Below are 25,875 nucleotides of genomic sequence, written 5' to 3'. Positions count from 1 at the left end.
GGTTAAACTAACAAATATAGCGGTTATCGGTTGGATGCAATACAATTGAGGGCGGGGAGACCCCAGCCCTACAGACTCGACGATCGCGTTAGAAAAATCAAGAGTTTGAAGTTACCCTAACCCGTGACTTCATTTTCCACTGTAATAAAAGGCAATTTCTTTTTCTTTGAGGGGTGCAAAACCAGCATCGACTAGCTTTTGATCAAGTTCTGCTTGGGGGATATGCTTGGCACCAATGCGGACAATGCGCGATCGCATGGTGTTAGATACTCCACTACGCTGTCTATTGCCCTCTAAACCCATGACATGACTATAAAGTTCTAACTTCGCTGGTGGAATGGGTGAACCGTCAAAGTCAATCCCCTGAGCGATCGCTATATCAATAGCATCAGCACCTGTAGTAGTTTGATTCTCTAAATTAGTTTCAGTAGTCATCGCAGTTTTTTCTCAAGGTTATAAGTAGATTTTACCAGCCTTGTTACCACTGGAAACATTGCTGAACACCGGACTTCATCTCCTTGCAATGTTTTTGTAAGGTTTGTGAGTTCACACTTGTCATTTTTCTAAATTTTGGTTTAATCTCTAACCAATGGCAGTCGTCATCACTCTGGAAATCAGACAAGGCACTGGCTTCGGTATAGCAATTAGGTGATGCTATGTCTAATCCCCAAACTCCCCAAAATAAAGACCGTAGTCTCGAACAAGCTCTAACCAACAAAATTATCGACGATTACTTCGAGGATTCTGAAAGTTGGCTCAGAGCAATTTTACGGATGTGTATTTTCTCTTTGGCTTACATAGATGGAGAATCGGTTTTTATTGTCGAATGTCCCAATCAAGCCGTAGCCAAGCGTCTGAGTCGCAAAACCTATCCGTTTAGAGGCATGATCTACTTTTTAACTGATAATTTTGAAGGTAGCGATCGCACTTTATTTTGTTATCATGACGATAATAAAGGGACTTGGCGCTGTTTTGATACCAAAACCCACTCCTGGAAATCTCTGAAAAATCTCCAATCATCTATCATGCCAAAAGATTATCCGTAAGCTGTCAAAAAAACAATTGGGTGCATTTTATCAGCAATTAAAAAGTGCAAATTCAAGTTCGCATCTCTTGATGATCAAATGTAATTAGGGTTGAGGATTACTTCAGAGTATTCAGATCCCCCGCTTCTTCAAGAAGTCGGGGATCTTGTTTTTTCTTTACCCTTTCCCCTGAGATAACCCTTTTAAAAAGTAACAAAAGTTTATAAAGATATGCTCTAACCAAAGAATGGCTAAATCTATCCATGCTAAAATTTCTTCTAAAGGATGCTTTTCATATCCTAAAAATGTTACTTTAGCTTCTATCCAGTCTGGTTTTGTTTCAGTCTGCTCAGTTGAATAAAACTGCTTTTGTCCATTTGGTGAATCACTAAATAAATCATCCCAATTCAACCAAATATCTGTCTGTAAATCTATTATTTCCTCGTTTTTAGACAATATCTTGGTAAAATGATAACCTTGTCCCTTGAGGTTTTCTTGATTTCTTTGTGATGCAAATCTTCTGGAATTTCTGCCCCCAAAAAAATAATTTATTGCGGCTTCAATTAATGCTAAAATATCTACAGGTTGGTTATCTATCTCATTAACTCGATTTTCTAATTCTCCTTGACCATAAACAAATATATTTAACTGAATTTTGGCAGTTTGTATAATTTCCTGACTGCGCTGTTTTACAGGAACTAAAGTCTTGGCTTCTAACTTAGCGAGAATATTATCTACTAACCCCAACCATTTAATCGGATTCAGCAAAAATTGATTCTCGGTTGTAATATTTTGAGGACTTTGATTGGTGAGTTTTTCTAAAATCTGATTAATTTCTGGTGTTAATTGGAAATCATGCCAGTATTCTGCTATTTGATCATTGATTTTAGTAGTTAATGTAGTCTGTTGTTTGTGCGTTAAAACATCTAAAATGCGATTATTGGTAGTGACAAGGACGAGATTACGAGTTACTAACTGGTTGGCAATTCCCTCTACTTTTGGTATATGATATTGAAGCGTATTTTCTGGCTGTAAACTTTGATTTTGACGAGAAGATGATTTCCACCAACCTAAATTTGTAACGGTTTTCCGCAACGAATCTAAAGGATGGACAATTGGCAAATTTTCTTCAGCATCAACCCTTCCAGATGGTAAATTTTTAACTACCTCTAGAATGTGTTCAATTGCTGCGTCAGATTTTAGTGGTGATTCTGTTTCTTTACTTTCTAAAACTTTGCTAGAAAGTTCATCTGGCTGTAATAATAAATATAGTGGATAAAGTAGAGCCTGTAAACTCCATTGGGTTGCAACTTGTAAATTATGGAAAGTATTTTCCCACGTTTGTGTCAACCTGCGAGATTGCTGGTAGACAAAATTAAATAGTTTACTTTGATAACGACTGGAAGAACCAAAAGACATGATGATGATTTGTTAGTTTAGCTTTTGTTTGGTCGTGTTGGTTTTGAGACTAACGCAAAATTTCTATCTTAGCGAAAATATGACACCTATTTTATCTAATTCTCAGTCTATTTCGGGACTAATTGAGCAGTTACGCTCATGTTGTCAAGTTAATATTCAGTCTACTTGGTTATATCAAGAATCTGACACTAATTTGTCTTGTTTGCAACCTGTAACCCTAAACGAAAAGGAACATATTGCTTGGACTGGGGGAAAACAGGTTTTATGGTTAACCCAAAAGTTGGTTATTCCCCAAAGTTTACAGGGTTATCCTTTAACCGGCTTAACTTTAAGATTGTCGTTGGTTTGGTGGGCTGAAATAGCAGAGATTTATGTAAATGGTGAGTTGGTGTTAGAGGGTGATTTATTTGATTGTTCACCAAGGGTTTTACTGAGTTCGGGGGTGACTCCTGGGGAAGAATTTTTGCTGGCTTTGCGGTTGGTGAGTCCTAGTCATTGTGATGGGGCGTTGGTGCGATCGCTCTTACTTTACGAATCCCTAAATTATCATACACCAGATCCGGGTTTTGTAGCGGATGAGTTAGCGATCACTCAAGTTTTTTTACAAAAGTCCGCACCAGGAAAGTTAGTTGAGTTGGACAGGGAAATCATCAACCAAAACCACGATGATTGGGAAAATTTACTTTTATTTTTACGCCAAAAACTGATAGAATATGATTTACCAAATCTAAAATCTAAAATTTATTTGTTGGGTCACGCCCATTTAGATTTAGCATGGTTATGGCGGGTAAGTGAAACCTGGAATGCAGCCCAGCGCACCTTTGAGTCGGTTTTAAATTTACAAACAGATTTTCCTGAATTGATTTTTTGTCATTCGACTCCGGCGTTGTATGCTTGGATTGAAGAACATCGACCAGATTTATTTGCTCAAATTCAAGAACGGGTAACTGCTGGAAGTTGGGAAATTATCGGTGGTTTGTGGGTAGAACCAGAACTGAATTTAATTTCTGGGGAGTCTATTGTTCGTCAACTATTATATGGACAACGTTATTTTCAAGAGAAGTTTGGTCAAATTTCCCCTGTAGTTTGGGTTCCAGATACCTTTGGTTTTTGTGCTACTTTACCGCAATTTTTCGTCAATGGGGGAATTGAGTATTTTGTCACCCAAAAACTCCGGTGGAATGATACTACTAAATTTGATTATGGGGCTTTTTGGTGGCGATCGCCAGATGGTAGTCAAATATTTAGTTTTATGTCTGCACCTATCGGCGAAAGCATCGAACCTGTTAAAATGGTAAAGTATGCCTGTGAATGGCAAACCCAAACAGGTTTAAATGAATCTCTTTGGCTTCCCGGTGTGGGTGATCATGGTGGTGGACCAACTCGTGATATGTTGGAAGTAGCCAGACGTTGGCAAAATTCCCCGATTTTACCGGAATTAGAATTTACCACAGCCGCAAAATATCTCCAAAAGATAAAATCCCAAAGTCAAAATTTCCCAATTTGGGAAGACGAACTTTATTTAGAATTTCATCGTGGTTGCTATACTAGCCATGCAGATCAAAAATTGTGGAATCGACGTTGTGAAAATTTGTTATATCAAGCAGAGTTATTTGCGACTTTAGCAACTGTTAGCTGTGGGGTGACATATCCAAAAGCGGAAATTGAAACAGCTTGGAAAACATTGTTATTTCAGCAGTTTCACGATATTTTACCCGGTTCTTCGATTACTGAAGTTTACGAAGATGCTTTACCGGAATGGGAACAAGTGCAAGAAGTCGGAACGAAGATATTAGAAACAGCTTTGAAAAATATAGCTTCCCAAATCAACTTACCATCACCGCCTCACAATAATAGCATACCTGTAATAGTTTTTAACTCTCTCAATTGGCAGCGATCGCAAGTCGTGACTATCGCTTTACCTCCAACCGAGAACCAAACATGGCAAGTTCATGATACCACAGGCAAGCGAGTTCCAACTCAACAAACTCAACCATCAAACCTATTATTTATTGCCACAGTTCCTTCCGTAGGATATAATTTATATTGGCTTTCCCCGTCTTCAGATATTCCCACCACTACACCAACTCCCAAAAATTGGATTTTAGAAAACGACTATCTGCGAGTTCAAGTTAATTCCCAAACGGGAGATTTGGATAGTGTATTCGACAAAATTCAAGAACGAGAAACTTTAAGTGGTGCGGGAAATCAACTTCAAGCTTTTACAGATAGTGGACAATATTGGGACGCTTGGAATATAGACCCCAATTATCACCAACATCCCTTACCCCCAACCAAACTCAAATCTATTCAATGGATAGAAAAGGGAGAAATTACACAGTGTATTCGGGTAGTTCGTCAGTTGGGAAATTCGGAATTTTGTCAAGACTACATTTTGGAAACTGGTTCTAAATGTCTCAAAATAGATAATACTGTAAATTGGCAAGAAAGTCAAGTATTAATTAAAGTAGCTTTTCCTCTCAATGTCGAAGCTGATTTTGCAACTTACGAAATTCCTTGTGGTGCAATTCGTCGCAGTACAAACCCGCAAACTCCCGCAGAAAAAGCTAAATGGGAAGTTCCCGCTCTACGTTGGGCTGATTTAACGGAAAATCAGGACGGGGAAATTTACGGAGTAAGTTTACTGAATGATTGTAAATATGGTTACGATTCCCAACCAAATCAACTCCGTCTCACATTGCTGAGAAGTCCCCAATGGCCAGATGCAAAAGCTGATATAGGGCTCCATAAATTTGCTTATTCTTTGTATCCCCATGCAGGAAGTTGGGAAAAAGCGCGTACAGTCAGGAAGGGGTATGAGTTGAATATACCTTTGCAGGTGGTAATTAATCCAAATTTAGAGAATAATCAAAATTCAACCTTGAGCAGTTGTTTAAGTTTTCTGGATTTATCAGCAGATAATTTAATTTTGATGGCACTCAAGCCAACGGAGGATGATATTGATACTTTAATACTGCGGTGTTATGAATGTCAAGGAGAAATAGCTGAGTTAGCTTTAAAAAGTGATATAGTTTTAAATCTGGGAAACAGTGTAGACTTATTGGAACGATTTTCTACATCTGGGGAAGAAATAACGATGATGCAACCTTGGAAAATTGAATCACGGATTGTGACTACGGATTATTGATTTTAAGTAGGTGGGCAGAATAGAACCAACCTGTATAGGCCTCTGCCTGATCAACAATTTTTAACGCCAACCCACTTATCAGGAACATATTAAATTTAACAAAAATAACTCAACTTCATCTTCCTTTCATCTACATATTATTTAAACTGACAACAAGTATATATTGTAAGTCAATTTATATAAATAGGGCTTGCTTAATAAAGCTAAAACTGAGATATATCAAGAGTTGCAAGGTGAAAAAGGTGAATCAGGTGCAAGGAATAAGCGTTGAAACTACCAAAAACCTATCACTTGATCAGATTCAAGAGTATTCTTTTCTTCTTCTAATTCTTCCTCCTGACTTCTGACTCCTGACTCCTGACTCCTAGCCCTAACCAAAAGACTTTTTCAGCAAGCCCTAAATAATATGGTACAACGGAAGATACAAGAATCTAGTTTTGTTGTCCCATAATGCAAAATCAATCCTTATTACCGGATAGTATTGATTCCCAAAAACGCTATAAATTGCTCCAAAATTTTTCGCTTATCAGCTTGAGCGCGTTTATTTCGGCAACTGTTATCCTTTCTGTTTTTTATCGTCAGCAAGCAGTGTATGACCTGATGGTATTGCAGGAAGAGAATAATGTGGCACTGACAAAGCTGTTTTCCAAAACTTTATGGAAAAAATATGGCGTTTTTCTCACTTCTACCCAGACTCTTAATGATCAACAATTGGCTAAGGATATCAGAATTAGTCAGTTGCGTAGGGATATTATAGCTCAGATTGAAGGCTTATCGGTTACTAAGATCAAGATATATGACTTACAAGGTCGCACTGTCTTCTCAACGGAGTTGTCACAAATAGGAGAAAATAAGAGCAAATCATCTGGTTTTTTAGATGCTAAAGCTGGTCAAGTAATCACTCAATTGGAACATAGAGATAGTTTCAAAGCATTGGAAACAACTATAAAAGATATTGATCTACTATCTAGCTATATCCCTGTGCGTGTCAATGGAGATATTGTTGGGGTGTTTGAACTCTACACTGATGTGAGTTCATTTCTACGGCATATTAAGGAAACTCAGGGTAAAATAGTTCTGGGTAGTCTGGTGATATTGAGTTTGCTTTATGGTATTCTATTCCTCTTTGTTCAGAGGGCAGAAAGGTTACTAAAAAAACAGTATTCCCAACTGCAAGAATCTGAAAATCGTTATCGACGACAAGCAAGCGAACTAGAACAAGTTTTGTTAGAACTGCAACAAACGCAAATGCAAATGCTCCAAAGTGAAAAAATGTCTAGCTTAGGACACCTGGTTGCAGGAGTTGCCCATGAAATCAACAATCCGGTTAACTTTATTCATGGCAATCTTCAACACATTCAAAAATATGCCCAAGATTTGTTGCGATTGGTGCAGATGTATCAACACCACTACCCTAAGCCAGTTGAAGAAATTGATCTGGAAGTTGAAGAAATGGATCTACAATTTATTTGTGATGATCTACCTAAAACTCTATTATCAATGAAAACTGGTAGCGATCGCATTCGAGAAATTGTATTAGCTCTCCGTATTTTTTCTAGATTGCATGAATCGGAAATTAAACCAGTTAATATCCAAGAAGGGCTAGAAAGTACCCTAATGATTTTACAGCATCGCCTCAAAGCTTCTCCAGAACGGGAAGAAATTCAGGTGATTAGGAATTATGGAACTCTCCCATTTGTTCAATGTTACGCTGGGTTACTTAATCAAGTGTTTATGAATATTCTTATTAATGCTATTGATGCTTTAGAAGAAGATGTCAAGCAGGTATCACATCCTCAAATTACGGTGCGAACCTCTCTAATTAACGATCAATGGGTAGAAATTGCGATCGCTGATAATGGTTCTGGTATCCCCCCAGAGATTCAACAACGTATTTTCGATCCTTTCTTCACCACAAAACCCATTGGTAAAGGCACAGGATTAGGAATGTCTATCAGCTATGAAATTATTACTAAAAAACATGGTGGTAAGTTAGAATGTTTCTCTACAGTAGGCAAAGGAACGGAGTTTGTAATTCAAATTCCTGTTCAACAAAAAAAATCGTGAAGTTTGCTAACAAGTTGTTAGATTAAAAAATTAAAATCGAAACTTATATATTTAGAGGATGTTTGAAAAGTATCAGAATTAATCGAAATTCCTCAAATTCTCCCTTTTTAAGGGGGATTTAGGGGGATCTGGGGGTGTCATATCCCACAGGAAAAAGTTTTAAAAAAACCTCTTAACACTTATTCATTCATATTGTGATAGGTAGCAACAGCAGAAGGAGAAATGCGATTTAAGTAACGGAAAATCCAATATTTAAAAATAGTATCTAAGATCACGGGAAATGTAGCAATAAATAAGAAAATAAAATCACGATTTGCGGGTAAACCCCAATGACGTGATATACCCTCTAAAATTACTTCCCAACCGTGAGGAGAGTGGAAACCAACAAATATATCAGTAAATAAAATGATAATAAATGCTTTAGCACTGTCACTCAAACCATAAATAACCTGATCAAAAAAGTCTTTTAATTCAACAATTGAAGATTTACTAACAAGTAGAAGCCAAATAAAAGCAACAATAGAACAAACATCCGCAAAAACATTTTTAATCGCACCGGAACTTTCACGACGAAATTCTTCTGCTAGTTGTTGTGCCTTTTCTTTCATCATTGTTTCCACTTCTTCTGGTGATAAAATTGGAGCATTACTAATCAGGTTCTCAAATTTTATTCTTTCCTCAAATCTCTGTAAATTTACAAGTGCTTCTTCTTCCATTTCTTGGTTAAGAAAAATCTGTGTTGTATCCTGATTTCGCCAATTATCAATTAACGGGCCGACCACTAAAGCCTTTGATAATTGATGGGTGAGAAGTGGTACTATAATTAATAGTAAAATAAACCTAATAGATATAATAGTTCTTCTTTGGGTCTGACGAAAATTTTTAACTACATCCTCCTCAGAATGGGGATCTAACTCCACTTGTAGACGAGTTATGGTACTTAAAATTGAACGAGGTAAAACACTGATTGTATCTACTTTCCGTCTGGGCTTATTATTAATATCTGGAACTCGTGATTTTGCGGTTGATGGTTGAACAATGGCTGAATTACTCGAAACTATATTAGAAGTAGTTGTGATTGTTTCAGTATATTTTGATATAATTTGATCAATGAATCTCAGCTTTTCTAAAATTACCGACATATTCGGATATGCTATACCAGTCTTAGCGGCTGCTTTCTGCTTAGATTCATTGGAAAACCAACGGCTAACTTTAAATTCTGTTAACCGCATTCTCGCTGTTTTTAATAATTTTTTCAGTTCAGTCTGAAAATAATCCATCACATTACTGCTGTACATAGCAGATTCAGGACTTATTTTCTTACCTTTAAAATGTTTATTTTCAATTTCCTGAATCTTTAATGCTGCTTGATAAGCTTCCTCCAATGAACGTTCTGGGGTTTTTAGATACCACCTGTAAGTAGAAAGCAAAAATGAGTATACTTTTTGACTAAGTGCAGAATCATTCATCGTAAATGATCATCCAATCTGTTTTGGTGACTTTTTAATTTAAGTTAACGCAAACAGTATAATAATCAATTATAAGGAGTTTGTCTGTGAGTGCGGATTCTGTTTGGATTATTGGTAGTAGCCGCAGTGGTAAAACTACTCGGTTAGCAGATCAGTTTTATCGTTGGTTGTCCACTAGCAATAAATTAGGGAATCAAAAAAATCAGCAACCAGTAAAAACCTTAAATTTACGACCAACCCAATCTGGGGTATTAATTTTAGCAGCTAATGATGATAATCGCCGAGAATTGAGTGATAAGATTGTTAAATTAACATTAGGAAATTATCCAATTCGGGCTAAAACAACTTTAGGGTTTATTCAAGATGAAGTCATTTTATTTTGGCCGTTGTTGATTGAGTCGTTACAACTCAAGGCACAATTTCCGGTAAGATTACGCCCAGAGACAGAACAAGAATTAGCTACAAAATTATGGCGATCGCACTTAGATGCAGAAACTTTGCGTCATGCTGGAATAAATGAGTACCGATTGGTCAGGCGGATTTTGGATTTATGGCAATTGGCAGCTTACGCTGGTATAATCTGCGAAGATATTGGTCAGATTTTGCAAAGGGGTTTGCAGGAAAATAACATCAATCTAGAACCAGAATTTTTAGGATCTTTGCTGCTGGATTGGCGTAGCTGGTGTTTAGAAAGGGGATTTCTCACCTATGGGTTAATTACCGAACTCTACGGTCAACACCTGTTAACTAATCACAATTATCAGCACCATCTCCAGCAAAGATATCAAACAATCATAGCAGATGATGTGGATGATTATCCAGCGATCGCTCTCCATCTATTTGAATTTCTGTTAGATAGTGGTGCAGTGGGGGCATTTAGCTATAATCCTGATGGGGCGATACGTTGGGGGTTGGGGGCTGATCCTGAATATTTAAGCAAGTTAGCTAGGCGTTGTCAGGTAGAAAATTTAGCGCCTATTTCACCAGATAGTTTAGCTCATCAACTAGCTAAACCGATGGTAGAATTGGTGACAGAAAAAGTATTAATGTTGAGTTTACCTGAGTCGGTGCAGATGATCCAAACCACTTCTCGCGCCCAACTGTTGCGTCAAACAGCAGAAGTGATCATTGAGGCGATTAAATCAGGAAAAGTACAGCCGGAACAAGTAGCGATTATTGCCCCTGGATTAGATGCGATCGCCCGTTATACTATCAAAGAAATTCTCACCAAACAAGATATCGAGGTAGAATCTCTCAACGACCAACGTCCCCTAATTAGTTCCCCAACAGTAAGAGCATTACTGACTTTATTAACTTTAGTATATCCTGGTTTGGGCAGGTTGGTAGATCGGGATGTAGTAGCAGAAATGTTGGTGGTTTTGAGTCAGAATCATACCCATGATGGGGAGAAAAAAGAATCCTTTCAGCCTAGAATAGATCCAGTTAGGGCTGGTTTAATCGCCGATTTTTGCTTTGTTCCCCACCCAGACGCACCGCATTTATTACCAATCAAATCCTTTGAACGGTGGGACAGAATTGGCTATGCGGCCAGCAAAGCTTATGATCAGATATTAGAGTGGATTGAAAAACAACGAAATCAACAAGTCCAACGTTTGATTCCCAGTCCCATTTCCCTGTTATACCTGGCAATTCAAGATTTTTTGTGCAAAGATCAAAATCCCCCCTATGATCAACTAGCCGCACTGCGAGAACTGCTAGAAACCGCCCAACATTATTGGGAAGTTGATACAAGATTAAAACAAACAAATTCGCCGATTCTTTCCCTTAACGACACTATCACCGAATTTATTCAATTATTGCGTAGAGGAACGATTACCGCCAACCCCTATCCTGTGCGTCCCGTTGGTGGAGTCAGAAAGGCTGTAACTTTAGCCACTATTTTCCAATACCGTGCTAGTAGAAGATATCACCGATGGCATTTTTGGCTAGATTCTGGTTCACCACTTTGGGCTAAAGGTGGCGCTGCTACGTTGTTTGGGGCTACATTTTTCTTACAAGATAGGTTAGGTGAACCCTGGACAGCAGAAGATGAGAAAATGGCAGATGAAAAAAGATTACAACGCATTTTAGTCGATTTACTCGCCCGTGTTTCTGAGAATGTATATTTATGTCACAGTGAATTAGCCGTCAATGGACAGGAACAAATGGGTCCATTATCGCCGTTGGTTCATGCTTGTGTTCCTGTTTTTTAGGCATCTTTTAAGAAGAGATTGTTGCTTATGTAGGCAATAACAGTAATATGCCAATAAAAATGTAAATGACCCTTATCATTTTACCCAACAAAAGTCTGAAATCTTTGCTGGTCAATTTTTTCAGGCTTTTCCTTCTCTCAATTTTTAATTCCTCATTTTGCTTTATACCTATGCAATCAAAACACATATTATTTTGTTTACTTCAAGCTTTTGTATAGCGTTGTCCAACATGAGTTTCAATCCCTAATAGGGAGTTAATGAAATTGCAATACACCAAATAGACCTACTAATTGAAGCCAACAACCTGTTTCAATCCCTAATAGGGAGTTAATGAAATTGCAATTGCTTTGGGTAATGAGTTAATTTTGTCCCGCGCGTGTTTCAATCCCTAATAGGGAGTTAATGAAATTGCAATTGGTATTGATGCCAATGACAGTTTTGGGGAAAAGTTTCAATCCCTAATAGGGAGTTAATGAAATTGCAATAAACGCAGCGATTGTGGCTAATGGTGGCAAGGCTGAGTTTCAATCCCTAATAGGGAGTTAATGAAATTGCAATCAAAATGGGGATATTAGCTACTCTAATCAAGCATTGTTTCAATCCCTAATAGGGAGTTAATGAAATTGCAATGTTGCCACCGTCTAGTCGGTACTCAACTCCAGATGTTTCAATCCCTAATAGGGAGTTAATGAAATTGCAATTTCAAGGTAAGACCGGAAAATTCGATATGGCAGGTTTCAATCCCTAATAGGGAGTTAATGAAATTGCAATTCTGATACGCTCCCTCCTGAACTTGGTGAATTGTCGGTTTCAATCCCTAATAGGGAGTTAATGAAATTGCAATCGTCAGTTATGTTCCAGTCGAAATTCCAAATAAATTGGTTTCAATCCCTAATAGGGAGTTAATGAAATTGCAATAGGGTCATCAGCATCATAAGCCCATACATGGCCGCGTTTCAATCCCTAATAGGGAGTTAATGAAATTGCAATGAGTTAATACAGCAGCTAACAACACAATAAATGCCATTAACGTTTCAATCCCTAATAGGGAGTTAATGAAATTGCAATCTGTTACTTTTTCCACTACCTGCTGTTTAAGCTGGTGTTTCAATCCCTAATAGGGAGTTAATGAAATTGCAATTGCTTTGCCTTCTCCTATCCCAACATCAAAGCCAACATGTTTCAATCCCTAATAGGGAGTTAATGAAATTGCAATCAATTTCTGACAACAATGTAAAATCCTGAGATGGGTTTCAATCCCTAATAGGGAGTTAATGAAATTGCAATTGGTGAAAGCGTATAAAGAGGGTACAATTGCATTTGTTTCAATCCCTAATAGGGAGTTAATGAAATTGCAATTCTCGTAATCCCCCATGATTCCACTGATGGAGACATGTTTCAATCCCTAATAGGGAGTTAATGAAATTGCAATAAAGTGTGCATTGTACATTGATAAAAGGGGTATCAAAGTTTCAATCCCTAATAGGGAGTTAATGAAATTGCAATAGGATGGGGTATGGCGCGATGTGTGGCTAGAAGATGGTTTCAATCCCTAATAGGGAGTTAATGAAATTGCAATGTGAGGTAGGGGGGTCAGCCCAATTAATTAAAAAGTTTCAATCCCTAATAGGGAGTTAATGAAATTGCAATAGCACAGCAGTTAGTGAAGATGTATCAGGATAATCCTGTTTCAATCCCTAATAGGGAGTTAATGAAATTGCAATTTTAAGTTCCCAGGATATCAACTCCCATCATTAGGTTTCAATCCCTAATAGGGAGTTAATGAAATTGCAATTTTATATTGCCGCAAAAGTAAACGAGTTCTGGAGGAAAGTTTCAATCCCTAATAGGGAGTTAATGAAATTGCAATATTGGTTAAATACATAACCACCCTGCATATAAGCATTATCGTTTCAATCCCTAATAGGGAGTTAATGAAATTGCAATGTGAGACTTTAGACAATATCTTGGCAGTCATTAAGTTTCAATCCCTAATAGGGAGTTAATGAAATTGCAATAGATTGCTATTTCCTGACCAATAAATATGCGCTGAAGTTTCAATCCCTAATAGGGAGTTAATGAAATTGCAATGGTGAATGGGTGATTTCTATTCTGGCTGATTGCAGTTTCAATCCCTAATAGGGAGTTAATGAAATTGCAATTTTCGACGTTGCATTGTGATTGCATATTTATTTTTTGTTTCAATCCCTAATAGGGAGTTAATGAAATTGCAATGCGGTTGCTGTTTTGCCTTTTGGTGCGGCTTTCGGTTTCAATCCCTAATAGGGAGTTAATGAAATTGCAATGTACCACCGCCTTGGGTAGTGGTACTACCAGTACCCGAAAGAGGTTTCAATCCCTAATAGGGAGTTAATGAAATTGCAATTTCAATTTTTTTAAGTGGTCCGAAATGGCGAAAGGTTTCAATCCCTAATAGGGAGTTAATGAAATTGCAATCGCAATCAACCTCTCAGTACGACTTTAGCAGGATGTTTCAATCCCTAATAGGGAGTTAATGAAATTGCAATGGCTGGGAACTGTGGCAGATGAACAAACCAACAATCAAGTTTCAATCCCTAATAGGGAGTTAATGAAATTGCAATCAGAAATTTTGATCTGGGCAATCAAGCCTAGTAAGTTTCAATCCCTAATAGGGAGTTAATGAAATTGCAATAAGTGACACGCCTACTTATTCATGGCGTGACTTACTTGGTGTTTCAATCCCTAATAGGGAGTTAATGAAATTGCAATCTGTTTTTGCTCTTGCGATAAAACGATTCTCGTTTCAATCCCTAATAGGGAGTTAATGAAATTGCAATCCGATCTTATTTTGCTTTGGTGATGAAGGAAGCGGTAGTTTCAATCCCTAATAGGGAGTTAATGAAATTGCAATATATGTGGTCAAACTCGCTCAAGATGCACTAAACAAAGCAAGCGTTTCAATCCCTAATAGGGAGTTAATGAAATTGCAATTTTACTCCATAGCATCGAAAGATCGTCTTTTTCGTTTCAATCCCTAATAGGGAGTTAATGAAATTGCAATTTGATAATCTAAAGTACCATTATCATTCATAAAAGTTTCAATCCCTAATAGGGAGTTAATGAAATTGCAATCATAAATAATGTCAATAACGCGGTTAACAATCAGTTTCAATCCCTAATAGGGAGTTAATGAAATTGCAATACAAGACTCGCTCAACTTTCATCCTTTTTAAATCGTTTCAATCCCTAATAGGGAGTTAATGAAATTGCAATAATTGGCTGCCAATCCTGATTAGCAATATTCAGGTTTCCCGTTTCAATCCCTAATAGGGAGTTAATGAAATTGCAATCCCCCCAATCCCCCCAATCCTATCCGGCTTCAGAAGTTTCAATCCCTAATAGGGAGTTAATGAAATTGCAATTTACAAGCACTGCAAAGCATAGAGAATCTTATAAGTTTCAATCCCTAATAGGGAGTTAATGAAATTGCAATCTAATACTAAACAAGATGCTAGTACAACATTTTTGTTTCAATCCCTAATAGGGAGTTAATGAAATTGCAATCACAATGCTCAAACTTTACACTATGCCTTTTGGTTTCGTTTCAATCCCTAATAGGGAGTTAATGAAATTGCAATTTTATCTTCCTCAATCCAAGGGGGGACATTCATAAGTTTCAATCCCTAATAGGGAGTTAATGAAATTGCAATGTTTTTTAATCTGCTATTCTCTTGTTCTAGTTTTGTTTCAATCCCTAATAGGGAGTTAATGAAATTGCAATTCTTTTTGTAATTCTTCTTTTTCTTCTTTTTCTTCGTTTCAATCCCTAATAGGGAGTTAATGAAATTGCAATGTAATCGACCATCACACTCTGTCCAATGTATTACGGGCGTTTCAATCCCTAATAGGGAGTTAATGAAATTGCAATTTTAGAGATAATTTCTAGCGATGATGTAAACACAAGCTGGAAGTTTCAATCCCTAATAGGGAGTTAATGAAATTGCAATATCGCTAGGATCTTTATGGCGATCGCACCCCAGTTTCGTTTCAATCCCTAATAGGGAGTTAATGAAATTGCAATATGTCGTGGGTGTGACTAGTAGCCAGCTTGTCCAGTTTCAATCCCTAATAGGGAGTTAATGAAATTGCAATTTGCTAATTCACAAATCAGGGCTGTTGAAAAGATTGTGGAAAGTTTCAATCCCTAATAGGGAGTTAATGAAATTGCAATTTCCTTTGTATAAATATGAGAAGTTATGGTTAAAGGATAAGGTTTCAATCCCTAATAGGGAGTTAATGAAATTGCAATTCCGGTACTTGTCCAAATGGCGTTTTGTTTTAGTGTTTCAATCCCTAATAGGGAGTTAATGAAATTGCAATTCCGCTTTGGATTGGTTAAAATCAAATATTTAGAAGTTTCAATCCCTAATAGGGAGTTAATGAAATTGCAATAATCTTTGAGTTGTAATCATTGGTAGCAGTAGACAGTTTCAATCCCTAATAGGGAGTTAATGAAATTGCAATTTGGTATTTATCCTTTATTTTGTAACCTTGTTTTTGAGTTTCAATCCCTAATAGGGAGTTAATGAAATTGCAATTTGGGAATAAAACCATGAATACCACATCTACACGTTTCAATCCCTAATAGGGAGTTAATGAAATTGCAATCCACCGTGTAAAATCGGTCAGCATCTAGAAAAGCAGTTTCAATCCCTAATAGGGAGTTAATGAAATTGCAATTGATGTTATTGCGGCCTGAAATCGCAATTCTTGGTTTCAATCCCTAATAGGGAGTTAATGAAATTGCAATCACCTATTCAAGCGTTCGGCGCTATTGTCCAAAGTGGTTTCAATCCCTAATAGGGAGTTAATGAAATTGCAATCAATGTAGCGGAACTTGGACTGTAAGAATAAATGGGTTTCAATCCCTAATAGGGAGTTAATGAAATTGCAATCAGTAATGTAAGTCCCAGGTTTAAGCAAAAAAGTGTTTCAATCCCTAATAGGGAGTTAATGAAATTGCAATAAAGCTTCTATCTCACCCAATCGTCTTAAATTGGTGTTTCAATCCCTAATAGGGAGTTAATGAAATTGCAATATTTAGTTTGATATATGTCAAACATAATGCTATATGTTTCAATCCCTAATAGGGAGTTAATGAAATTGCAATAATTATTTCTGAATCAGGAGTTAAATATTCCTATGTTTCAATCCCTAATAGGGAGTTAATGAAATTGCAATTCATCCAGTTGACAAATGTTTGTAATGCTGACCATTGTTTCAATCCCTAATAGGGAGTTAATGAAATTGCAATGGAGAATAGGCACGCTTTTGAGATTCCTATTGCTCGTTTCAATCCCTAATAGGGAGTTAATGAAATTGCAATTGGACAAAAATCCTCTGAGTCGGAGGAGGATTTTGTTTCAATCCCTAATAGGGAGTTAATGAAATTGCAATAATATACGCTCACGCAGGTGGGTAAGATGATTGGCCAAATTAAGTTTCAATCCCTAATAGGGAGTTAATGAAATTGCAATTAGATTGAGCGATCGCCACCTTCAACTGCTCAAATTCAGTTTCAATCCCTAATAGGGAGTTAATGAAATTGCAATGATAAGCAATCCCTGGTTTTCGGCGGCACTTCCACGTTTCAATCCCTAATAGGGAGTTAATGAAATTGCAATCCCCTGATTTTGAAATTCCTTGTTTACGAATAAATCGTTTCAATCCCTAATAGGGAGTTAATGAAATTGCAATGCTTGCCCTACTGTTACCATATCAATTCCTTAGCCTAGTTTCAATCCCTAATAGGGAGTTAATGAAATTGCAATTCTATATCTACAGTTTGTACATCCAGGTGGTAATAGTTTCAATCCCTAATAGGGAGTTAATGAAATTGCAATTGAAAGAATCTATTTCCCCATTCTTCCAGGTGATGTTTCAATCCCTAATAGGGAGTTAATGAAATTGCAATCCGATATTTTCATAAAAAGATCCCATCAATCCTAGTTTCAATCCCTAATAGGGAGTTAATGAAATTGCAATGAAGCAGTATAAAGTCCCATCATTCAAAAGAGCGTTTCAATCCCTAATAGGGAGTTAATGAAATTGCAATTTAATAATTAACGCCTTCTCTGAGTTTGAGTGTGGTTTCAATCCCTAATAGGGAGTTAATGAAATTGCAATTATGTGGGTTGAGCCATAAATAAATTTACTAATGTTTCAATCCCTAATAGGGAGTTAATGAAATTGCAATTGGAAGCATTGGAATTATTACGCTTTCAACGTATGTTTCAATCCCTAATAGGGAGTTAATGAAATTGCAATAAAGTTGGTACTAACTATTGATGAGTGCCACCAATTGTTTCAATCCCTAATAGGGAGTTAATGAAATTGCAATATGATGGGGTTATTAGCTATAAGGAAAGGTTTAAGTTTCAATCCCTAATAGGGAGTTAATGAAATTGCAATACGATATTTCTTAGGTCTTGCGATCGCATATTAACTGTTTCAATCCCTAATAGGGAGTTAATGAAATTGCAATTTTGAGTGAGTAGTGAGTGAGTAGTCAAAATTTAAGTTTCAATCCCTAATAGGGAGTTAATGAAATTGCAATCTGACCACGGAGGTATGCTGATGGTTAGTCTTTATGTTTCAATCCCTAATAGGGAGTTAATGAAATTGCAATAATTTGCTGTACCAATCTTTAAAAGTAAAGAGCATGAGTTTCAATCCCTAATAGGGAGTTAATGAAATTGCAATTTCACACGGTAGGGTATATCCTCAATGTGTAATAGTTTCAATCCCTAATAGGGAGTTAATGAAATTGCAATGAAATAGAGTTTATTCACGATTGGAACGGTAAAAGTTTCAATCCCTAATAGGGAGTTAATGAAATTGCAATTCATTTGTTTTTTTTTCTCGTTTGCTTTCCTTATGCGTTTCAATCCCTAATAGGGAGTTAATGAAATTGCAATGGTTATGTCATGGTCTACCCCGTCCCTGTCTTGGGTTTCAATCCCTAATAGGGAGTTAATGAAATTGCAATTTTCCAGAACCCATCGGGGCTTTTACCCCAATAAGTTTCAATCCCTAATAGGGAGTTAATGAAATTGCAATTGGATAAAACTAATATTTTTGTTCCACTGTTTTTTGGGTTTCAATCCCTAATAGGGAGTTAATGAAATTGCAATAGCGGGAGGCTGAAAGCCTATATATATGTAGTTTTCAAGGTTCAGTTTCGCGGATGGTTTAAGTTTAGTACATTTCAGGAATTGTGTCAAGAGTAAAAATGGCTGAAACCCTTGCTGTGTAAAAGGCGCGGGTGTGCAGACAGAAATAAAGCAAGCAAAGCCTTGTGTAGAAATCATTTCAGGCATTTTTTGAGATAGTGAATTTTTTACACCCACCCTGTCGCGCATTAAGGGAAAAAAATTAGTAATATAGCCCTCTTCTGTGTTTTTCTTTTTACCCAGTAAATAAGCTCCAACAATTCGCGATTGGAAATCTTCTTTAATGTAAGCCGATTTCGCTCCAGAAACACATAAACTAACGGTTGGGTTAAGCCCTAAAGACTCAAAATAAGGACAAAACACGAATGACTACATTTCTGGATACTGCTATTGAAGCTATTGTAGCCCGCGAAATTCTCGATTCACGGGGAAAACCAACAGTTGAGGCTGAAGTACATTTGGCTAATGGTGTGGTAGGACTAGCTCAAGTTCCCAGTGGTGCTTCTACTGGCAGTTTTGAGGCTCATGAACTGCGTGATGATGATAAAAGCCGTTATGGGGGTAAAGGGGTACTCAAGGCGGTACAGAATGTCAATGAGGTACTAACACCAAAATTGTTAGGCTTAGATGCTCTCAACCAAGAACTGTTAGACCGGACAATGATCGCTTTAGATGGTTCACCTAACAAGGCTAATTTGGGAGCAAATGCGATTTTGGGAGTTTCCCTGGCTGCTGCAAAAGCTGGGGCTGAGTCTTTGGATATTCCCCTCTATCGCTACTTAGGCAGTCCATTATCAAACTTGCTACCCGTTCCTTTAATGAATGTGATCAACGGTGGAGCGCACGCTTCTAATAACGTTGATTTTCAAGAGTTTATGATTGTACCCATTGGCGCTCCTTCTTTCAAGGAAGCTTTGCGCTGGGGTGCGGAAGTGTTTGCAACTCTCAGCAAGGTTTTGGATGAAAAAGGTTTGCTGACTGGTGTGGGTGATGAAGGCGGTTTTGCACCTAATTTAGAATCTAACCAAGTGGCGTTAGAATTGCTGGTGGCAGCGATTAAAAAAGCTGGTTACAAGCCAGGGGAACAAGTGGCTTTGGCTTTGGATGTGGCTGCGAGTGAATTTTACAAAAATGGGCAGTATGTCTATGATGGTAAACCCCATTCTCCCAGTGAATTTGTCGATTATTTAGGACAATTGGTTGACGAATATCCCATTGTGTCCATTGAAGATGGTTTACATGAGGAAGATTGGCAAAATTGGCAATTACTAACTCAGAAGTTGGGTTCTAAGGTGCAGTTGGTGGGTGATGATTTGTTTGTCACTAATGCTACTCGCTTACAAAAGGGCATTGACGAAAAAGCTGGTAATTCGATTTTGATTAAACTGAATCAAATTGGTTCTCTAACTGAAACTTTAGAAACGATTGATTTGGGGAATCGCAACGGGTTCCGGTCAGTTATTAGCCATCGTTCTGGGGAAACAGAAGATACAACGATCGCTGATTTGGCTGTAGCTACTCGCGCTGGTCAAATTAAAACCGGTTCTCTGTGTCGTAGTGAACGGGTAGCAAAATACAATCGCTTACTCCGTATTGAGCATGAATTGGGCGATCGCGCCGTTTATGCCGGTACTGTGGGTTTAGGGCCTAAGTAGGAGGCAGGAGGCAGGAGGCAGGAGGCAGGGGAGGCAGGGGAGGCAGGGGAGGGGGAGGTAGAAATTATTGTTCATCTCCATAGAATAATCGTTCACCTCCATAGGAAAATCGTTTATCTCTATAGGAAAATGGTTCACCTCCACAGAAAAATCGTTTATCTCTATGGAATAATTGTTCACCTCCATAGGAAAATCGTTTATCTCTATGGAATAACTGTTCACCTCCATAGGAAAATCGTTTATCTCTATGGAATAACTGTTCCCTGTTCCCTGTTCCCTGTTCCCTGTTCCCTCTTATGGATAAAATCCAATTTTGGGCAATCCCAAAGTTTCATCCCAACCCATCATGATATTCATACACTGAATGGCTTGACCTGCTTGACCTTTAATTAAGTTGTCAATGGCTGACATCACAATTACCCGGCCAGTACGTGGGTCAACCTCTAGCCCAATGTAACAAACATTACTACCTGCTGCCCATTTGGTTTGGGGATAAACACCGCTAGGACAAATTTTTACCCAAGGTGAGTTACGGTAAAAGGCATTGTAGATGGTAATTAGATCATCGCGCACTAAACCGGGATCTCGCAAAGTGGCGTAAACAGTGGCTAAAATCCCTCGCACCATTGGGATCAGGTGGGGTGTAAATTGGATTGTAACTTCGTGTCCTGCTAATTGACTGCAAATCTGCTCAATTTCGGGGGTGTGACGGTGACGAGTAACGTTATAAGCTGCTAGAGAGTTGTCTGCTTCGGCTAATAATAAGTTGACTTTGGCTTGTCTTCCACCACCAGAAGTTCCAGATTTAGCATCAATAATGGCTGTTTCTGGGATAATTAACCCTTGTTTGAGCAGTGGTGATAGTGCTAAAAGGCTGGCTGTGGGATAACAACCGGGACAACCGATGAGTTGAGATTCAGAAATGCGATCGCGATACAATTCTGGTAAACCATAAATGGCGGTAGCTGCTACAGTGCGATCGCTCCTTTGAGTACCATACCAATTTGTATAGGTCTTTAAGTCACTAAACCGATAGTCAGCACTTAAATCCAGGACTTTACAGCCTTTTTCTAGCAAGTCCGGCGTAATTTTACAAGCCAAGCCGTTCGGTAAAGACAGAAACACAACTTCACAACGACTGGCTATAATTTCTGCTTCTACTGCCTCAATTGGCAAATTAATTATATTCCCAAAATGTGGGTAAATATCTCCAAAAGATTTCCCAGCACTACTTTCGCCGCCTAAATACACCAGTTCCACTTCTGGATGATCCATCAGCAGCTTGACTAATTGCACTCCCCCATAACCTGACGCGCCAACAATCCCAACTGGTACGCGCCTTAAATTACCCATAATATCAAATCCTTATCCGATGAATTGTTAATCTATTATCAGCCATCAACAGCCAAGCTACTAGCTAAATCACCTATGACTTGTTGCTATTGAACTTTCGCTGCATTGTATAGCAAAGAGCTTCCTTTAGCGTACTTAAATAATCAAAAATATCTTTCAGAAACAATTACACTCATAGTGTGTAGACGATCTGTATCAGTAAGAACTTGTACTCGCCCTGGCGACTAGAAGTCGCGCGCCACTTGCTTTAAGTTGGGAAACCCGCCCAACGCAGTGGCTTGGCTACACAATCGAAACCCACCTCCGTGGGTTGTAAACCCTTTATTTGACCTTAGTCCGCGCAGGTGGTCACTGAGCCTGTCGATAGCGTAGCGTGGCGTTAGCCATAGTGCGGACTTTGTTTGTGTAGTAGCGTACCCTACGGGAGCCGGAGGCATCTTTATAATCGCCGGAAACTTTTCAAATATCCTCTTAAATTTTTCTGTTTATACTTCTCAAGGTTACAATTTGAGCTTTTGCCTAAAGGGGACATATTAGACATCTCCGGTAAAGATTGTAGAGACGTTCCATGGAACGTCTCTACGGGGGTTTTAGGTCACGCATATTTAGTTTCTGGAGATGTCTATTGATGTAAAAACGCAAGTTATAGACTTCTCAAGTATATCTATTTAGAGTAAAATTTTCATCCTCTTAAAAAAGGAATATTAACTGTAAATATTGTTCCCTTATCTACTTGGCTATCTAATGTAATTATACCTTTGTGCAGATCAACACATTTTTTGACTATTGCCAAACCCAAACCTGTACCAGAAATACTACCGACATTAGAAGCACGATGAAATGAGGCAAATAAATTAACTTGATCTTGTTCAGGAATGCCGATTCCACAATCTTGAATTTTAAAGATGAGTTGGTTATTTTCTATGGTCAAATTAAAATTAATTAAACTATTTTCAGGAGAATATTTAATAGCATTGCTGAGGAGATTTGTCAAAATTTGTCGAATGAGTTTTTGATCAAATTGAACAACTAAGGTATCATCTACTATTGGCTCACTGACATTTAAAGAAAACTCTATTGTATGTTTGGTGCTAGTAGTTTCTATTTGTTCTTTGAGACGACGACAGAAAGAAATGATATCTAATGCTTCTGGGTTAAATTCCATTTTCTCAGCTTCCGCACGGTTGATCATGAGGACATCATCCAGAAGTTGAACAATATGCTTGATGGTCTTTTGAATGGTTTCTAGGTGTGCCTGTTTTTTTTCTTCACTCAGACGATCGCTAAAAGTTTGTAAAATACCTGTAGATGAGGAAATAATGGCTAAAGGTGTGCGAAACTCATGGGATGCCATAGAAATGAAGCGCGATCGCATTTCGCTGACTTCTTTTTCTTGAACCAAAGACAGTTGTAATTGATCAAATAAATCTGCTTGTTGAATAGCGATCGCTAATTGGTTGGCTATTTGTTGCAATAATTGAGCTTCAGATTCTTCCCAGATGCGTTTTGTGCTGCAAGCATGGACAACTAGCACACCCCAGAGTTTATTATTAGGAGCATTTACCCAACGTCCGGTTTCATTTTCTGTAAGTTCCTGCAAGATGGGAGCAACAATTTTAGATTGGATATTTCCTTCTACAGAATATTCTGCCAAGCAATTAGCCCAGATATCGTTCATCACATCAGGCACAATCCGGGGTTTTCCTTGGTAGTAGTGGTCTAAAATCTCTTGTGACCATGTTTCATTATCCCAATGACGATCTTTCAAGGCCACATAACCATTAGCAACGGCTTCTTCGACAATTTTACTTTTACCATCAGCAAATAGACTGAAAACAATCACCCGCTCAACCTGCATTAATTCTTGAACTTGTTTGGTGACGGTGGCTAAAATATCGTTGAGATTTAGAGTCCCACGAATTTGTTCAGTAATGTCCTGAATGGTTTTGAGCCGTTGTAGTTGCAGTAAAATCTTATTTTCGGCTTGTTTTCTAATGATTAGTTCTGACTGTACTTGCTCATATAAATCTGCTTGTTGAATAGCGATCGCTAATTGGTTGGCTACTTGTTGGACAAGTTCAATTTCAAAATCTTGCCAGTGACGGGGTTGAGAACATTGATTAATACACAGCAAACCCCACAAATTTTCCCCCTGTCGTAATGGCACAGCTAAATTAGCTCGAATCTCAAATTGTGCCAAAATATCACGATGACAGTCTGTAAGTCCAGCATTGTCAATATCATCTACTATTTGCATTCTACCTTGCTGATAGTAAGGAGCATATTGTTCACCAAAACAGTGGTCATGAATTTTAGCTTCTAAAGCAGATTTAAAGCCACCAACTACAGATTCTGAGACAAATTCACCATCATTAAAATTACTGTTAGGATCGAATTTAAAAATCCCTACCCGATCTACATTAATTAATTGCCGAATTTCTTGGGTAGCAGTATTAAAAATAGTAGACAAATCTAGTGATTGACGAATGTGTTGAGTAGTCTGGAGCAGCATACGCAGTTCGGCTGTACGTTGCTGTACTCTAGCTTCTAGTTCATGATTAAGGTGATAGAGTTTTGATTCTGCCTGTTGTCTTTGTCTGAGTTCAATTTGTGCTTGTTGGTAAATGTTTGCTTGTTGAATAGCAATTGCAACTTGAATTGATAGTTGGCGTACCAGTTCGATTTCATCAACTTCCCAATCGTGGGGAGTATGGCGGTAACTTGTTAAGATTAATCCCCAAAGTTTATTTTCGACGATGATGGGAACCATGAGTTTGGCGCGAATATCCAACTTGATCAGCAGATTCTGATGGCACTCACTCATGGATTCACAATAGAGGTCATTAATTACCTGAATCTGTCCTTGAAGGTAAGGTTCAAGCAATTCTGGGGTAAGACAGCGATCTTGAGGCTCGTTATGTAGAATAGAAATTCCATCTGTAACTACAGATTCGGCGATCACTTTGCCGGTTAAATCAGGATGGAACTGGTAAATAATCACCCGATCGCATTTCAACAGCGATCGCATTTCTGCAACTGTGGTATTGAGAATATTTTGTAAATCTAAAGATGAGGAAATTTGAGCAGCAACTTTAGTAATTAACTTTTCTCGCTCTACTTTTTTCTGGAGTGCAATGGTGCGCTCTTCTACTTTCTGTTCTAGTTTAATGGTGCGATTTTCCAGCAGTTCTATTTTCTCTGCTTCTAATTGCAATACCTTTTGCTCTAATACTTCCGTTAATTTATATAATTCTAAGGGGTTGAGGACTTGTAAAATACTACTTTGGGTAACGATGCCTAGTAGTTCACCCTGTTTTCCTGTCACAGCTAAACGCTGAATCAATCGCTGTCCCATTATCTGCTGCACAGTCCACAGAGATTCATCGGGATTGACACAGAAAACCGGTGTACTCATGACAGCCTGTGCTGTACAGGTTTCAAAATTCAGGTTTAAGGCTTGAAATTGGACAATATCACGCTCAGTCACGATACCAATGGGAATTTGTCGAGATTCCTGTACTTGGACAATCATTACAGAACTAACTCGATTTTCTGCCATTAAGCCAGCGATCGCTAATATGGAAACATCCGCAGCCGCAGAAATCACCTTTCTCGTCATCACTTCATTTACCAGCCGCAATCGCAATAAGTCTACTGGCCGTGATCTTTGCCGTAAACTTTCATGAGTCAGCAGTCCCACCAGTTGATTTTGCTCATCAACCACCGGTAAATGGCGAATGCGGTGGTGTTGGAGCAGATTAACGGCAAAAAAGAGATCGTTAAACTCTGACTCGCGCAAGGTGATGACAGGATGAGCCATGGCATCACGGATGGCTAAATTTTCTAAATTTCGTTTTTGGGCGCTGAGTCTAACCACATCTCTTTCTGTGAAAATCCCCAGTGGTTGATTATTTTCTACAACGATGACACAACTTGAGCGTGCATCTATCAGTAGGCTTTCCAGTTGGCTATCAGTAGCCTGGGAAACTGAACAAATTGCTCGTACACCACTCATTTGTGCTATGGCTTCCATCACGGTTTTATCGGGTGTCACCATCAGGGGATTACGAACAATAGCTAACTTTAATTCAGTTTCACTGAGAGCATTGATAGGTGTCAGCATTTAAGTATATTTATTTTGTATTACTATACATTATTTGAGAAAATGTTGGGTTTTCTCGCGTCCACCCAACCTAAAATTAAAACTTCAAACTTGTAGCAGCGATCGCTAAAGTAGTCTATCATCCCAAAAAAGCTTAGTCCTAGCCTGACTATTGAGAATATACTACAATTATAGTATTTTATAAGATGC

At 38.1% G+C, this 25,875-nt stretch carries 10 protein-coding genes and 1 CRISPR repeat array; of the genes, 5 read left to right on the top strand and 5 right to left on the bottom strand.

Annotation, left to right across the window (positions count from 1 at the left end):
* Positions 1–129: 129 nt before the first annotated feature.
* On the bottom strand, positions 130–435 hold the full coding sequence (locus VB711_RS07670; RefSeq protein ID WP_323285242.1) for a DUF4090 family protein: 306 nt from the start codon (positions 433–435) through the stop codon (positions 130–132).
* A 221-nt stretch (positions 436–656) separates the two neighbouring features.
* On the opposite strand from VB711_RS07670, the gene VB711_RS07665 reads away from it, so the two are divergent.
* Complete coding sequence (locus VB711_RS07665) at positions 657–1,046, top strand: hypothetical protein (protein WP_323285241.1); 390 nt, start codon at positions 657–659, stop codon at positions 1,044–1,046.
* Positions 1,047–1,202: 156 nt separating this feature from the next.
* On the opposite strand, the gene VB711_RS07660 is transcribed toward VB711_RS07665, so the two are convergent.
* The gene (locus tag VB711_RS07660) at positions 1,203–2,444 is read right to left on the bottom strand and encodes a hypothetical protein (RefSeq protein WP_323285240.1); all 1,242 of its coding nucleotides are present in this window, start codon (positions 2,442–2,444) and stop codon (positions 1,203–1,205) included.
* A 79-nt stretch (positions 2,445–2,523) separates the two neighbouring features.
* Here VB711_RS07660 and VB711_RS07655 point away from each other — a divergent pair, with 79 nt between their 5' ends.
* On the top strand, positions 2,524–5,592 hold the full coding sequence (locus tag VB711_RS07655; protein WP_323285239.1) for an alpha-mannosidase: 3,069 nt from the start codon (positions 2,524–2,526) through the stop codon (positions 5,590–5,592).
* A gap of 450 nt (positions 5,593–6,042) precedes the next feature.
* Entirely contained in the window at positions 6,043–7,659 is a 1,617-nt protein-coding gene (locus tag VB711_RS07650) for a sensor histidine kinase (RefSeq protein WP_323285238.1), read from the top strand.
* A 179-nt stretch (positions 7,660–7,838) separates the two neighbouring features.
* Here the strand turns inward: VB711_RS07650 and VB711_RS07645 are convergent, their stop codons facing one another.
* Complete coding sequence (locus VB711_RS07645; protein ID WP_323285237.1) at positions 7,839–9,128, bottom strand: proton extrusion protein PcxA; 1,290 nt, start codon at positions 9,126–9,128, stop codon at positions 7,839–7,841.
* A gap of 86 nt (positions 9,129–9,214) precedes the next feature.
* Between VB711_RS07645 and VB711_RS07640 the strand changes: the two genes are divergently transcribed.
* Positions 9,215–11,341, top strand: a complete 2,127-nt coding sequence (locus VB711_RS07640; protein WP_323285235.1) for a recombinase family protein — start codon at positions 9,215–9,217, stop codon at positions 11,339–11,341.
* Between the two features lie 233 nt (positions 11,342–11,574).
* Positions 11,575–18,516: direct repeats of the CRISPR family, unit length 37 nt; unit sequence GTTTCAATCCCTAATAGGGAGTTAATGAAATTGCAAT.
* A gap of 404 nt (positions 18,517–18,920) precedes the next feature.
* A complete protein-coding gene (gene eno, locus VB711_RS07635; RefSeq protein ID WP_323285234.1) occupies positions 18,921–20,210 on the top strand; it encodes a phosphopyruvate hydratase in 1,290 nt (429 codons plus the stop codon).
* A gap of 294 nt (positions 20,211–20,504) precedes the next feature.
* On the opposite strand, the gene argC is transcribed toward eno, so the two are convergent.
* Both argC and VB711_RS07625 read right to left on the bottom strand, forming a co-directional pair.
* The gene (gene argC / locus VB711_RS07630) at positions 20,505–21,563 is read right to left on the bottom strand and encodes an N-acetyl-gamma-glutamyl-phosphate reductase (RefSeq protein WP_323285233.1); all 1,059 of its coding nucleotides are present in this window, start codon (positions 21,561–21,563) and stop codon (positions 20,505–20,507) included.
* Positions 21,564–22,245: 682 nt separating this feature from the next.
* Complete coding sequence (locus VB711_RS07625; protein ID WP_323285232.1) at positions 22,246–25,686, bottom strand: GAF domain-containing protein; 3,441 nt, start codon at positions 25,684–25,686, stop codon at positions 22,246–22,248.
* Positions 25,687–25,875: the final 189 nt, after the last annotated feature.

The organism is Cronbergia sp. UHCC 0137, assembly GCF_034932285.1.
GTDB lineage: Bacteria > Cyanobacteriota > Cyanobacteriia > Cyanobacteriales > Nostocaceae > Cronbergia.
Note: the sequence above shows the minus strand (reverse complement) of the source record. Positions and strands in the feature narration are given on the sequence as shown.